A 14,007-nucleotide genomic window follows, 5' to 3' on the forward strand; every position below is an offset into this window, starting at 1 on the left:
TCTTCTTTTGTTTAAATCAATTTATGCTTAGATTCTGTCTTCTACCAACGCGCATCGGGCTTAGGTCGGGTGCGAAAAAGGAGACAGACCAATGGGACTGACGCGATCTTTGAATGTCCTCATGATCTGTGTGGCATTTGCATTTATTGCAGCGTTGATAGCAGGCATTATTCCGTAAGAGGATCAGCCTAAACCGTTGGATGGCCGCTGTTTGAAGATAAACAGGTCAGCCAAAATAAATTGCAGTAAATAAAAGCCCGGTTTTTCAGACCGGGCTTTTATCATTTCAGGCGGCTTGCACCGCAGTTTCTGTCTTGGGCCTTATACCGAGCATATGGCAGATAGCGAAAGGCAGGTCGGCGCGGTTCATTGTGTAGAAATGGAAATCCTGTACCCCGCGCTCGATCAGGTCCATGACCTGCTCCGCAGCGATCGCCGCAGCCACCAGCTGATGTGTCTGCGCATCATTGTCCAGCCCATCAAAACGTTCTTCCAGCCAGGAAGGAATATGCGTGCCCGAGCGGGCGCAGAAATTACTGACCTGCCTGAAATTATGTATCGGCAAAATGCCCGGCACGATGGGGATGTAGATCCCGGCGCGACGAACCCGCTCGACATAGCGCTCATAAAGATCATTCTCGAAAAAGAACTGCGTTATGGCACGCGTTGCGCCATTATCGACCTTGCGCTTGAGCATATCGATGTCGGTCGCAAAATCGGGACTTTCGGGATGCTTTTCCGGATAGGCGGAAACCGAAATGTCGAAATCGGAAATATTGCGCAAACCGCTGACCAGTTCGGCTCCGTTTTGATAGCCGCCCGGCGTTGGTACATATTGCGCACCGATTCCACTGGCCGGATCGCCCCGCAGCGCCACGAAGCGTTCAACACCCAGCGCCGCAAATTCCCGCGCCACATGATCGACTTCGTCGCGCGTGGCATCGACACAGGTCAAATGCGCCGCCGGCTTGATGTCGGTCTCCTTGAGAATGCGGGCGACCGTGCGCACCGTGCGTTCGCGCGTGGATCCGCCCGCCCCATAGGTCACGGAGACGAATGCCGGCTTGAGCGGCGCAAGCCGCGTGACCGTTTCCCAAAGGCGCTGTTCCATTTCCTCCGTTTTGGGCGGGAAGAACTCGAACGATACCCGGGTGGTCTGGCCGACATCCGGTCGGCGGGAAAGACCATAAAAACCCATCAGACTGTCTCCGTCATGCTTTCATTGCGAGCAACCGGATCGGCAATGAGCAAACGTGGATCGCGCGCCAGCCAAAGCTTGACCGTCAACCCTTCGTCCCCATTTGCCGTTCGCGGACTCAATTCAGTCGTCTTCTCAGGTTCCAGACCCGCATCCCTCATCCAGCCCAGCATCTGTTCATCGCTGAAGCCAAGCCGGAGATGCGCATGTTCTTCACGCAGGAATTCCAGCCTGTGCGGCGCAAAATCAACGATCAGCAAACGTCCGTCAGGCCGTAATGCGCGCGTGGCCTCGCGGATCGCCGCCTGCGGATCATCCAGAAAATGCAGAACCTGATGTATCGTCACCAGATCGAAATTCTCGCGCTCCACCGGCAGCGCATAGACATCGCCCTGCCGCACCTGCGCGTTGCCAACGGATGCAAGATCGAGATTGGCGCGCGCGACAGCCAGCATGTCACGATTGATGTCGATCCCCAGACCGCGATTATAAAGCGGCGAAAACAACTCCAGCAGCCTGCCTGTTCCCGTGCCCACATCGAGCATGGCCTGAAACGGCCTCTCGCCGACAATCTTCCTGAGCGCAGCTTCCACCGCACTTTCCGAAACATGCAGCTTGCGGATTTCGTCCCAGCTTCCCGCATTGGCACTGAAATAGGCCGCAGCCTTTTCCTGGCGGCTGGCCTTCACCTGCGAAAGCCGTTCCATATCGCGTTCGATCAATGGGTCGTTTACATTAAGCCGCGCAAGCAGATCGCGCGCTACTTCCCCGCAAAGCGCATTGTCCGACAGCCGGAAAAATGCCCAGGCCCCCTCCTGATAGCGGTCGATCAGGTCAGCCTCGCCCAGAAGCTTGAGATGGCGTGAAACGCGCGGCTGCGATTGGCCGAGAATTGTCGTGAGATCAGAAACAGTGAGATCGCCCCGCGAAAGCAGTGCAAGAATGCGCAGGCGGCTGGGCTCTGCCACCGCCTTCAACACATCCACCATCCGATCAAGATGTAAGCGCAATTCTGCAATCTCCACAGCTTTAAAACAAAAGATATAAAGATATGTTTATATGAATTTCACCTCTCGCGCAAGCCATTTTCATGGCAGGATGCGCAAGAGATTCGGGTTTGCGGGAATTGAAGAAAGGCGGTGCAACCATGGGTGCGGGCACAACTCGTCAGAAGGCGATCGCCAAATCCCTGACGCTTCTGCTTCCTGCCGTTCCCTATTCGGATTCCGAACCGATCCGGGCGGCGGCACTTGCACCGCACATGAAAACGCTTCCCCCCTCCGTGGCGGTGTGGCTGGCGACGGTTGCGCATGTCCGCCACGTCCATACGGATTATGACGCATTACGCGATGAAGGATATGATAAGGATTCGGCCCGCTTTTTCGTAATGGACGCCATTAATTCCAAACTGACCGAATGGCGTGCGACACGCCTCGTCACCGCCGATGACGAAGAATCCGCCAAAATGTAAAGCCGCCGGGAGGCGGTGACACATGAGACTACTTGCGTGCCACTATGAAAATTCTTGGGAAGCGTAAAAGAACTCGTCCGTCACGCATCTGTGGATAGCTTTTTGTCAAAAGCTTTTCATAGGCACAAAGATAATCTGCCTGCTCCGCCTCGTTGAGCGGATCGAGAAATGGACGCAAACCAGTCCCCTTGACCCATTCCACAATGGCTTTAATCCCGTCGAGCGGGTGATTATAGATCGTGTGCCAGATTTCGACATGCGTGGCCAGATCAGCGAGCGCGTCATAATAGGTTGCAACAGGCGGCAAAGGCTCCCGGCCTACAGTGCCGATCTTGTCCGCAAAGGGAGCGCTCTGGGCCACTTCCCGCATGGCGAGATGCGTCGGCTCGCCCATATTGTCGGGCATCTGCACAGCCAAAACCCCGCCCGGTTTCAATGCCCGTAACAGACGCTGCATCTGAGCCATATGATCTGGAAGCCATTGGAAAACCGCATTTGAAAACAGAACGTCCGTTTCGGCATCCGGCTCGAAATCGCTCAGATCGCGAACTGAAAAATCCACCTGCGGCAGACGCCGCTTGGCCTGATCGATCATATTGGGCGATGAATCGAACCCAAAAATCTGCGCATCGCGCCAGCGTGCAAGCAATAATTCGGTCGAGTTTCCCGGCCCACAGCCTATATCCACGACCTTACGCGGCCTATCGAACCCAATCTGCGCAACAAGATCGGCAGCGGGACGGCTGCGCTCATCCTCGAACTTCAAATATTGCTTTGCAGACCAGTCTTCCATCTTGCGCCTCCATCAAAAAAGGCCGGTGTAAACACACCGGCCTTGCTGTTTGTTATCGCGTCAGCGGCTTGTAAGTCACCCGCTTCGGGTTGACGCTGTCAGGCCCGAGGCGGCGGATTTTATCGGCTTCGTAATCCTCGAAGTTGCCTTCGAACCATTCCACATGACTATCACCCTCAAAGGCCAGAATATGGGTGGCCAGGCGGTCGAGGAACATGCGATCATGGCTGATGATAACGGCGCAGCCAGCAAAGTTTTCCAGCGCGTCTTCCAGCGCGCCCAGCGTTTCGGTGTCCAGATCGTTGGTCGGTTCGTCAAGCAGCAGCACATTACCGCCGGATTTGAGCATCTTGGCCAGATGGACGCGATTGCGCTGACCACCGGAAAGATTGCCGACTTTCTGCTGCTGGTCGCCGCCCTTGAAGTTGAAGGCCCCGCAATAGGCGCGAGAATTCATCTCGAATTTGCCGAGCTTGATCACGTCATTGCCACCGGAAATTTCTTCCCAGACGGTCTTGTTCGGATCAAGCGCATCGCGGCTCTGATCGACATAGGACATCTGCACCGTATCGCCAATGCGCACCGTGCCGGAATCGGGCTGTTCCTGCCCCGTCAGCATCTTGAACAATGTCGATTTACCAGCACCGTTGGGGCCGATTACGCCGACAATGCCGCCTGCGGGCAATTTGAAATCCAGATTATCGATCAGCAGGCGATCACCAAAGCCCTTGGAAAGACCTTCCACCTCGATAACGACCTGTCCGAGACGCTCCCCGACCGGGATGATGATCTGCGCGTCGCCGGGGCGGCGTTCCTCGGCGCTGCGCACCAGTTCATCATAGGCTTTGATACGCGCCTTGGACTTGGCCTGGCGCGCCTTGGGGCTTGCGGAAATCCACTCGCGTTCGCGCGACAGCGCCTTTTCGCGGGCGGCCTCCTCGCGGCCTTCCTGCGCCATGCGCTTGGCCTTGGCTTCCAGATAGGCGGAATAGTTGCCCTCATAGGGAATACCACGACCACGGTCGAGTTCGAGAATCCAGCCCGTCACATTGTCGAGGAAGTAGCGGTCGTGGGTGATGATCAGCACTGAACCCGGATATTCGCGCAGGTGCTTTTCAAGCCACGCCGTCGTCTCGGCGTCGAGATGGTTGGTCGGTTCGTCGAGCAGCAGCAGGTCGGGCTTAGACAAAAGCAGCTTGCACAGCGCCACGCGGCGCTTCTCGCCGCCCGAAAGCGTGGTGACGTCCGCGTCACCGGGCGGGCAGCGCAGCGCTTCCATCGCCATTTCGACCTGACTTTCCAGATCCCACAGATTCTGGCTGTCGATGATGTCCTGAAGCTTCGCGCCCTCATCCGCCGTCTCGTCGGAATAATTCATCATCAATTCGTTGTAGCGGTCGAGAATAGCCTTCTTGTCGGCCACGCCTTCCATGACATTGCCCAGCACGTCCTTGGAAGAGTCCAGCTCCGGCTCCTGCGGGAGATAGCCGCAGGTCGCGCCCTCCGCCAGCCAGGCCTCGCCGGTATATTCCTTGTCGAGCCCGGCCATGATCTTGAGCACGGTCGATTTACCCGCGCCGTTTGGCCCGAGAATACCGATCTTGGCATCGGGATAGAAAGAGAGATGGATGTTCTCAAGGATTTTCTTGGTGCCGTAGGACTTGTTCAGTCCCGACATGTGATAAATGAACTGGCGAGCCATAAAGCGCGTCGTCTCCAACAGGTTGAAAGCGATCAGCAGAACGCGGACCGCAGAGAAATTGCTGCTGGTTATTTAGGGCAAATGCTGCACGGAAGCAAACATCATCACGCAGGACAAAAGGAAGAGCAGCCTGCAAAAGAAAGACAAGACGCTCACATTGGATCGATCCATAAATTATGAAACCGGGCGCGGATATTTCCGTCACCCGGTTTCCCCTCTGGCCACTATCCGCGAGAGTGTCCTCTCTCTCATCGGATAGCCTGCAAACCATCGCATGAACCTGAAATCCCGCCGCTTCGTTGCGCCTTCAAAACCCCGTTCATATCCCCCGATATGCATAGAGTTGCGCAGGATTTCCCTATTTTCAAGCAGAATTTGCCTGAAATTTGTCATTGCATAAAATTAGCTCACTAAAACTTGAATTGCCTTTCAAAACGGCGATTCAAAAACAGGATTTGACTAAATGATTGGCATAAATTCTGATGCCGCCATGTCATTCGAAACCATCCAGAAACTATCCCTCGCAGATGCAATGAACCTGCCCTTCCGGCAATCATTGGCTGATACGGACAAGGCCGTGGTGCAAATCTGCCATGGTCTGGCCGAGCATTCCGCCCGCTATGTGCGCTTTGCACAGGCCCTGAACCGGGCTGGTTTTCATGTCTATGCATCCGATCATCGCGGCCACGGCGCCAATATCGGCGTGCAGGCGCCTAAGGGAGTGTTTGCACTGCGCAACGGCCATGCGCTCGTCATCAGCGATGTTCTGGCCCTCAACCGGCATATCCGGCATAGCCACCCCGGCTTGCCGGTGATTTTATTCGGTCATTCCATGGGAGGGCTGATTGCACTCAATTATGTGCAGGCTCATGGCCAAACGATCGACGGCGTCGCAATCTGGAATGCCAATCTTGGCAGTCCCGCAGCAAACAATGCGGCACTTGCCCTGCTCTATGCAGAACGGATGCTCAAGGGATCGGATGTGCCGAGCACCATTCTGCCCCGGCTCACTTTTCGCGCATGGGGCAATGCGATCGCCGGCAATCGCACTCCTTTCGACTGGCTCTCGCATGAAACCTGCGAGGTGGATGCATATATTGCGGATCCTTTATGCGGCTTCGATCCCAGTGTGGCGCTTTGGATCGACATTTTTCACCTGATGAAGAATGCAACATCCGATTCCGCGTTTGCGCCTATCCGCAGGGACTTGCCTTTCAATCTGGTCGGTGGAGCAGAAGACCCCGCGACGAATAATGGCGCTGCAGTCCGCAAGCTGGAAAACAAGATGCGGCAGATGGGCTTTGGCAATCTGCACTGCACGATCTATGCAAGAATGCGGCATGAAAGCCTGAATGAAACAGATCAGCAAGAAGTAACACAGAATTTTCTCAATTGGCTCGATGAGGTGCTTCCGTCTTCTCCCATCTCCGGCTAAAAGCGGCAGTAAAAGCTTGTCAGGTTCGTATTTGCAAATTCCGTCCGATCTTGGCTTTGTAATATAATAAGTGCTATGGACCCCGCCTTGCGCCTGACGGGACCATCGGCCCTGCCTGTTCAGTGATTTCGATAAAGCGCAAGGTATGAAGGAAGCTCCGCTTGGAAACACCAACGATTTCTGTAGTCATCCCCTGCCGCAACGAAGCCGACAATCTCGCTTTTCTTCTCGATGAAGTCGACGAGGCAATGCAGGGCCGTGAATATGAAGTCATCGTCGTGGACGATGGCTCGACAGATTCCACCGGCGACGTGCTCGCGGGCCGCATTCATCTGGGCAAGCCCTTGCGCCATATCCGCCATGACCGCTCATCGGGACAGAGCGCTGCGTTGCGTTCAGGTGTTTTTGCAGCGCGCGGGCGGGTCATCGCGACATTGGATGGGGACGGCCAGAACAATCCAGCCTATCTGCCCGTGCTTGTCGATGCTCTCACCAATGCAGGCCCGGCTTTCGGCATCGCGGCAGGCCAGCGCCTCAAGCGCACCGATACGAAATTGAAGCAGCTTTCCTCGCGCCTGGCCAATAATTTGCGTGGCGCAATTCTCAAGGATAAAACCCGCGACTCCGGCTGCGGACTGAAAGCCGTCCACACCGATCTGTTTCGCCAGTTGCCGTTCTTTGATGGCTGGCATCGCTACCTGCCTTCACTGACCATCCGCGAAGGCTATGATGTCATCCATGTGGACGTCGTCGACCGCGAACGCCGCCACGGAAAATCCAATTATGGCATCCTCGATCGCGGGCTGCGCGGCATTCTCGATCTTTACGGGGTGTGGTGGCTGCGCAAGCGCCGCAAGGTCGTGCCGCGCGTGACGGAGATTACTCATGACTGATATATTCGCCAGCCTGTCACAATGGCTGCATGAAGTCTTTGTCGCCCAATGGGACGGGTGGATCATATTGGGTTTCATCGCCCAAGGCTGTTTCACCATGCGCTTTGTCGTACAATGGCTGGCATCGGAAAAAGCAAAGCGCAGCGTCATGCCGGTCGCCTTCTGGTTTTTCTCGATTGGCGGCGGTTTTCTGCTGCTGCTTTATGCGATTCAGCGCAAGGATCCGGTCTTCATTGCCGGGCAAGGTCTGGGACTGTTCGTCTATATCCGCAATCTATGGCTGATCGCCAATGAAAGGAAACGACTGGCTGCGGAGAAGTAATCCGTTACTGGCTCAGGAACTGAATAATCGTCCTACCGAACGATAATCGAGGCCGGTTCCCGCAATATCTTCAGGCTTGTAGACATTGCGCAGATCGATCAGCACATTGCCGTCCATAGCTTCCGCAATACGCTTGAGATTGAGTGCGCGATAGGCATTCCATTCCGTCAGAAGCGCCACCACCCCTGCACCCTCTGCCGCTTCATAGGCCGAGTTGCACCAGATCACATCGGGCAGGACCGCCCTTGCCCCTTCCATGGCCTCCGGATCATGGGCGCGCACTAAAATTCCCGCCTTCTGGATAGCGGCTATAATGTCGAGCGAGGGGGATTCGCGAATATCATCCGTATTGGGTTTGAAGGCCACTCCAAGAACCGCCACGCTATCTGCGCCGCATTCTCGCGCGGCACTAACGATGCGTCTGGCCATCGACTGCTTGCGCGCCTCATTGACCGCAATCACTTCCTCGATCAACGACTGCGGTGCATCATATTTCTTGCCAGTCGCAGCAAATGCGCGTGTATCCTTGGGAAAGCAGGAGCCGCCAAAGCCGGGGCCAGCATGAAGGAATTTCGAGCCGATACGATTATCCATGCCGATGGCGCGCGCGACTTCCTGCACATTGCCGCCGGTCTTTTCGCAAAGATCGGCGACCTGATTGATGAAAGTCACCTTCATGGCCAGAAATGCATTGGCGGCATATTTGATGATTTCGGCATTTTCCAGCGAGGTAACCACCATCGGCGTCTCACGCAGGTAAAGCGGGCGATAGAGCCGCTGCATGGCGGCCTTGCCGCGCTCGTCCTCTACGCCGACCACGACGCGATCAGGCCGCATGAAATCCTCGATCGCCGAGCCTTCGCGCAGGAATTCGGGATTGGACACCATCGAAAATTCCACATCCGGCCGGGCTGCGGCAATGCAGTCGCGAATGCGTGCATTGGTGCCGACGACGACGGTGGACTTGATGACGACCACCGCTCCCGGCTTCATTGCGGCAGCAATTTCATCGGCGGCCGCTTCGATATATTGCAGATCCGCCTCGCCATCACCGCGCCGCGAAGGCGTTCCCACGGCAATGAAGATCACATCCGCATCGGCCACACTCGTTGCCAGTTCCGTGCTGAAGTCAAGCCGCCCGTCCCGAATATTGCGCGCCATCAATTCGTCCAGGCCGGGCTCGAAAATCGTGACCTTGCCCGCCCGCAGCCGTTCGATGATCGATGGATTATTATCGACACAGGTGACGTGAAAACCGAATTCGGCAAAACAGACACCTGAGACCAGCCCAACATAACCGGTTCCGATCATCGCCAGCTTCATACATTCATTCCTTCATTGTCATGCCGTCGCATCTGCTACGGCTATTTCTCCAGCCAGCTGTCATAGTCCGATACCAGCAGATGCAGCGGCTGCTCATTTTCTTCCACATCGGAAAAACGACCGATAGGCTCGCGGAATATATTATCGGTGAGATCGTCATTGACCGTTGAAACCTCGCCGATCAGCACGTCACCCCCCTCGCCCCAGAAAGCGTGCCAGTTGCCCGGCAACAAGGTGACGCTTTCGCCGGGCTGCAATTTCAGATGCGCTCCGGCTTTCTGTGTGAGGAACCGCCCATCGCAGGCAACGGTAACGTCGCTTTCCTCATCAACACTGCCGTCGGGAAGCGAGTTAAACAATTCAAGAACCAGTGTCGCCCCGCCGCGATTGATGATGTCCTCCGCCTTCACCACATGCCGATGCATGGGCGAGAGCTGATTCTGCCGCGAAATCATGATCTTTTCGGCATAAAGCATGCCGGTGCCACGCTTGAGATCGTCCGCGTTGCCATTGCGCACGGTGAACAGAAACAGCCCCAGATCGGCAAACCTGCCCTGACCGTAATCAGTAATATCCCAGCCAAGGCGCGCCGCGCGAATGGCTTTGGCGTCGCTTGAAGTGCGCTGCCTGAGTTCCTCCGGCGACCAATAGGCGAAGGGGGGCAGGACATAGCCGAACGAGCGGATGAAAGCGTCGCTTTCGCGGATAATTTCATTGATCTCGGAACGTTTCATGACCACCGGCCCTCCCATGCAGCAAAGCAATTTGTCTCCGACCGTGTCGTAACCGTCTTTCAGGCTGCTTGGCAATCCCGCAAATATTGCCACGCACGATCGCAAAGCATCACCTGCCCTTCAGCCGCGACATTCTGGCGTGTCGTCTTTACGCGAAAACCATGTCGCATCCCAATGCGCGTTTAGAACATTTCGATGATTGAATCATGACAACGAAGGTGGTTCCCAATCAAAAGACGACAAGCACGGCTCATTGAGATATTGGAACAAACGGCCCTTTCGGAAGATAGAAGAAGCAGTCAATCATGCATGGGTCGCAAAAAGAACAGCAGTTGGTGCGATCCCTGCAATGGGGCCCATAAAACGGGCCAAAGGGTTTGTGGCTATGGACGCTCGCAACGAAATGCTGGACCTTTTAACCAGGCGTGACCCGAATTTCAGCCTGGAGCAGAAATTTTATACCGATCCGGATTATTTCAAACTGGATCTGGAGAACATCTTCTATCGCGACTGGCTGTTCGTGGGCCATGACTGCGAACTGCCGAAGACCGGCTCCTACATGACCGTGCAGATCGGCGCTTATCCGGTGATGATCGTGCGCGATACCCAAGGCGACATCCGCGCCTTCCATAATTCCTGCCGTCATCGCGGCTCACGCATCTGCGCGGCAGAAAAAGGCACGGCGGCCAAGCTCGTCTGCCCCTATCATCAGTGGACTTACGATCTGGATGGAAGGCTGCTTTTCGCCCGTCAGGTCGGCCCTGACTTCAAGCCCGCCGAATATGGCCTGAAGCCGGTCCATTGCGAAAGCGTTGCCGGTTACATTTACATTTGCCTTGCAAATGAAGCGCCCGATTTCAGGGCTTTCCGCGCCACTATCGAACCCTATCTCGCGCCGCACAATATCCGGGACGCGAAAGTCGCCTTTGAAAGCACCATTGTCGAAAAGGGCAACTGGAAGCTCGTCTGGGAAAACAACCGCGAATGCTATCATTGCGCCGCCAACCATCCCGAGCTTTGCCGCACCTATCCCGAGGCTCCGACGGCTACCGGCGTGCAAGGCATGCTGGATGACCCTGAAATCAACGCGCTCTGGAAAAACAGCGAAGCTATCGGCCTGCCAGCCCGGTTCCATATTTCCGACGATGGCCGCTATCGCATTGCGCGTATCCCGCTGCTTCGCGATGCCGTCAGCTATACGATGTCCGGCAAGCCGGCAGTCAAGAAGCCGCTGAGCGAGCGCGTCGCAGGCGACACGAATATCGGCGCCATGCTGCTATTCAATTATCCGACCACCTGGAACCATTTGATGGCCGACCATGCCATTTCCTTCCGCGTATTGCCGCTGGGTCCGAACGAAACGCAAGTCACCACCAAATGGCTCGTAAACAAGGATGCAGTGGAAGGTGTGGATTACGATCTGGAAGAATTGACCCATGTCTGGATCCAGACAAATGCTCAGGACCGCCAGATCGTTGAAGAAAACGCCGTTGGCATTCATTCGCCCGCCTATCAGCCCGGCCCCTATTCCGTGGAGCATGAAGGCGGCGTAATGCAATTTCTGGAATGGTACAGCAACACCATCACCCCGCGCCTGCGTGAAGAACCTGCGAAACTTCGTCACGCTGCCTGAGTTGAAGGCGCAAGATAACTTGCGCCTTTGTAGATATTGCATTTTCAGGAAGTGAGAAGGCCATGCAGCCTCTGAAATATCTGGACGAGATGCTGCCGTGGAACGACAGGTTGCAGATGCTCCAATGCATCTCGGCCATCGAAGAAGCGCCAGACGTGATGACCTTCTCCTTCAGGGCGACGGACGATAACTGGTTCCGCTATGCGCCGGGCCAGTTTATCACACTCGAACTGCCTATCGAGCGCAGCGACGGGCTTGGGCCGGTTCTGCGCACCTATACGCTTTCATCCACTCCTTCGCGGCCATATCATATCTCGGTCACGGTCAAGGCGCAGAAGGAGAGTATCGGCACCCGCTGGATGCTGGATAATCTGCGACCGCCCATGACGATCAAGGCCTACGGGCCAAATGGCGATTTTTCGCTCGCCAACCATCCGGGCAGAAAATATCTGTTTATCTCCGCAGGCTCGGGCATTACGCCAATGGTGTCGATGACCCGCTGGCTGTTTGATTGCGCCCCTGAAAGCGATGTGGCCTTCATCAACTGCGCGCGGACGCCCGACGACATAATCTTTCGCAAGGAACTGGAACTGTTGTCGGGCCGCATGGAAGCCATGCGCCTTGCCTTCATTGTCGAGCAGTCCTCCGCCCGCCATGTCTGGCCGGGCCTGCATGGGCGCATCGACCGTGCAAGGCTTGAGCTTCTTGCCCCCGACTTCATGGACCGGAAAGTCTTTTGCTGCGGCCCCGAACCTTTCATGAATGGCGTGCGCGGATTTCTGGAGCAGTCCGGCTTCGACATGGCCAATTACCATCAGGAGAGCTTCCAGCCGGCAAGCGAGATTTCAGCCGTGCCGCTGCCGGGGACGCTGGCTGCCGCAATCGATACGCTCGTCCCTGCCACGGCACCGACCGCACCTGCGCTCGCAACCGCAACCGTCGTCTTCAGCCAGTCCGCCATCGAAGTCGAATGTACCGAAAACGATACGATCCTTCTTGCTGCCCGCAATGGCGGTTTGAAAATCCCCAGCGCCTGCGAATTCGGCATTTGCGGCACCTGCAAGGTGAAATGCATCGGCGGGGAGACCGAAATGAACCATAATGGCGGGATTCGCGATGATGAAATCGCCGAAGGCTATATTCTGGCCTGTTGCAGCCGACCGCGCGGCCGGGTGGAGATAGACGCCTGACGGCTTGACCTCAGACGAAAGATGGCGTCGGATAATGCGACACAGAATTATTTAGGGTTGGCATTATGATCGGGCACGCGCTTCTCGCTGTTGATATTCAAAATGATTTCTGCCCCGGCGGTGCGCTGGGGGTCGAGCGCGGCGATGAGATTCTGCCAGCCGTCAACCGGCTGATTGAAGAGAGCGAGCATGTCATTCTGACTCAGGACTGGCACCCTGCCGGACATTCGAGTTTCGCGTCCAGCCATCCGGGCAAGAACCCTTTCGATACGGTTCAGATGGCTTATGGACCCCAAACCTTGTGGCCGGATCATTGCGTACAGGGAACGGAAGGGGCGGATTTTCATCCTGATCTGCGCTGGACTCGCGCGCAGCTTGTCATTCGCAAAGGCTTTCGCCTTGGCGTCGACAGCTATTCGGCATTCTTTGAAAATGATCACCAGACACCGACCGGCCTTGCCGGCTATCTGCGTGACCGCAATATCGGCTCACTGACGCTGGTTGGTCTCGCTACCGATTTCTGCGTCGCCTATTCGGCGCTGGATGCTATCGCACACGGCTTTCAGGTGCGGGTACGACTGGACGCCTGCCGCGGCATAGACCTCAATGGCTCCATATCTGCAATGCTGGAAAAACTGAGGCAGGCAGGTGTCGAACTGATCGATGAACCTGCCTCAGCTTCCTATCTCTCGTAGTCAGCGGTCGATTTCACCGTCCGGCATCACCACATAGATGAGCACGGCGATCATGGTAATGAAAAAGCGAAATGCCGATTCGATACCGTTCCATGTCGATGACATCCACATGCCGAACCATTCGCCCCCGACCGACATGAAGCCGACCTGCCAGATCAAAAAGCCCAGCGACAGGCCTAGAATGGCCCAGTTCTTTGAGCGGTTGAATGCGGCTGCATTGCCGCTGATGTGACGCAGCATCGCCACAGCGCCGATCCAGCACAGGATTGCGGTCAGTGTTTCCATTGCGATGATGAATATATAGGCGGCATTGTGCAGGAAGTTGCTGTCGATAGCGCGGTATTTGATCGTCGCGTCAGGAAAGATCGTATCCATCATCAACACATGCTGCACGAATGCAAAATTGCTGCCGTAATCGGTGATATTGCCAAATGAAACCAATGTCGCAAAAAACGCGATCGCGGCAACAAAGGCAGTCTTGCTCAAGCGTATAACCATTGTGGTTTTCCCTCTCCACAGCGCATCAGGAGTTGCATTACAGCCAGCTTGCACAAGAACTCTTTCAATTTGGTCAAAAAACAACAAGAGCGGCACCAGGCCGCTCTTGTTCATGCGTAA

14 protein-coding genes are annotated in these 14,007 nt (G+C 55.8%); 7 read left to right on the plus strand and 7 right to left on the minus strand.

Annotated elements, in window-relative coordinates; genetic code table 11:
* Positions 1-286: 286 nt before the first annotated feature.
* Both metF and DKP76_RS13335 read right to left on the minus strand, forming a co-directional pair.
* Complete coding sequence (gene metF, locus DKP76_RS13330; protein ID WP_109707301.1) at positions 287-1,198, minus strand: methylenetetrahydrofolate reductase [NAD(P)H]; 912 nt, start codon at positions 1,196-1,198, stop codon at positions 287-289.
* On the minus strand, positions 1,198-2,217 hold the full coding sequence (locus tag DKP76_RS13335) for an ArsR/SmtB family transcription factor (RefSeq protein WP_109707543.1): 1,020 nt from the start codon (positions 2,215-2,217) through the stop codon (positions 1,198-1,200). Before DKP76_RS13335 ends, metF begins: the two co-directional genes overlap by 1 nt.
* A 128-nt stretch (positions 2,218-2,345) precedes the next feature.
* Between DKP76_RS13335 and DKP76_RS13340 the strand changes: the two genes are divergently transcribed.
* Positions 2,346-2,669, plus strand: coding sequence for a DUF2293 domain-containing protein (locus tag DKP76_RS13340; protein ID WP_109707544.1), 324 nt, complete (start codon positions 2,346-2,348; stop codon positions 2,667-2,669).
* A gap of 28 nt (positions 2,670-2,697) precedes the next feature.
* On the opposite strand, the gene tam is transcribed toward DKP76_RS13340, so the two are convergent.
* Positions 2,698-3,462, minus strand: a complete 765-nt coding sequence (tam, locus tag DKP76_RS13345; RefSeq protein WP_109707302.1) for a trans-aconitate 2-methyltransferase — start codon at positions 3,460-3,462, stop codon at positions 2,698-2,700.
* A gap of 52 nt (positions 3,463-3,514) precedes the next feature.
* Positions 3,515-5,164, minus strand: coding sequence for an energy-dependent translational throttle protein EttA (ettA, locus tag DKP76_RS13350; protein ID WP_109707303.1), 1,650 nt, complete (start codon positions 5,162-5,164; stop codon positions 3,515-3,517).
* Positions 5,165-5,654: 490 nt separating this feature from the next.
* Here ettA and DKP76_RS13360 point away from each other — a divergent pair, with 490 nt between their 5' ends.
* The 3 genes from DKP76_RS13360 to DKP76_RS13370 all read left to right on the plus strand — a co-directional run bounded on the left by DKP76_RS13360 (position 5,655) and on the right by DKP76_RS13370 (position 7,814).
* Positions 5,655-6,599 carry an alpha/beta fold hydrolase gene (locus DKP76_RS13360; RefSeq protein ID WP_109707545.1) on the plus strand — a complete coding sequence of 315 codons (945 nt, stop codon included), beginning with the start codon at positions 5,655-5,657 and terminating at the stop codon, positions 6,597-6,599.
* Between the two features lie 161 nt (positions 6,600-6,760).
* Positions 6,761-7,492, plus strand: coding sequence for a glycosyltransferase family 2 protein (locus DKP76_RS13365; RefSeq protein ID WP_109707305.1), 732 nt, complete (start codon positions 6,761-6,763; stop codon positions 7,490-7,492).
* On the plus strand, positions 7,485-7,814 hold the full coding sequence (locus tag DKP76_RS13370; protein ID WP_109707306.1) for a lipid-A-disaccharide synthase N-terminal domain-containing protein: 330 nt from the start codon (positions 7,485-7,487) through the stop codon (positions 7,812-7,814). Before DKP76_RS13365 ends, DKP76_RS13370 begins: the two co-directional genes overlap by 8 nt.
* Before the next feature lie 12 nt (positions 7,815-7,826).
* On the opposite strand, the gene DKP76_RS13375 is transcribed toward DKP76_RS13370, so the two are convergent.
* Together DKP76_RS13375 and DKP76_RS13380 are read right to left on the minus strand one after the other, a co-directional pair.
* A complete protein-coding gene (locus DKP76_RS13375) occupies positions 7,827-9,137 on the minus strand; it encodes a UDP-glucose dehydrogenase family protein (RefSeq protein WP_109707307.1) in 1,311 nt (436 codons plus the stop codon).
* Positions 9,138-9,178: 41 nt separating this feature from the next.
* Positions 9,179-9,871 carry a D-lyxose/D-mannose family sugar isomerase gene (locus DKP76_RS13380; protein ID WP_109707546.1) on the minus strand — a complete coding sequence of 231 codons (693 nt, stop codon included), beginning with the start codon at positions 9,869-9,871 and terminating at the stop codon, positions 9,179-9,181.
* A gap of 385 nt (positions 9,872-10,256) precedes the next feature.
* On the opposite strand from DKP76_RS13380, the gene DKP76_RS13385 reads away from it, so the two are divergent.
* The 3 genes from DKP76_RS13385 (at position 10,257) to pncA (ending at position 13,389) form a co-directional block, all read left to right on the plus strand.
* On the plus strand, positions 10,257-11,504 hold the full coding sequence (locus DKP76_RS13385; protein WP_109707308.1) for an aromatic ring-hydroxylating oxygenase subunit alpha: 1,248 nt from the start codon (positions 10,257-10,259) through the stop codon (positions 11,502-11,504).
* A gap of 62 nt (positions 11,505-11,566) precedes the next feature.
* A complete protein-coding gene (locus tag DKP76_RS13390) occupies positions 11,567-12,694 on the plus strand; it encodes an FAD-binding oxidoreductase (RefSeq protein WP_109707309.1) in 1,128 nt (375 codons plus the stop codon).
* A gap of 65 nt (positions 12,695-12,759) precedes the next feature.
* Positions 12,760-13,389, plus strand: coding sequence for a bifunctional nicotinamidase/pyrazinamidase (gene pncA / locus DKP76_RS13395; protein WP_109707310.1), 630 nt, complete (start codon positions 12,760-12,762; stop codon positions 13,387-13,389).
* Here the strand turns inward: pncA and DKP76_RS13400 are convergent, their stop codons facing one another.
* On the minus strand, positions 13,390-13,887 hold the full coding sequence (locus DKP76_RS13400) for a DUF2165 family protein (protein ID WP_109707311.1): 498 nt from the start codon (positions 13,885-13,887) through the stop codon (positions 13,390-13,392). It abuts the gene before it with no gap.
* Positions 13,888-14,007 lie beyond the last annotated feature (120 nt).

This window comes from Falsochrobactrum shanghaiense, assembly GCF_003149535.1.
In the GTDB taxonomy this organism is placed as follows: domain Bacteria; phylum Pseudomonadota; class Alphaproteobacteria; order Rhizobiales; family Rhizobiaceae; genus Brucella; species Brucella shanghaiense.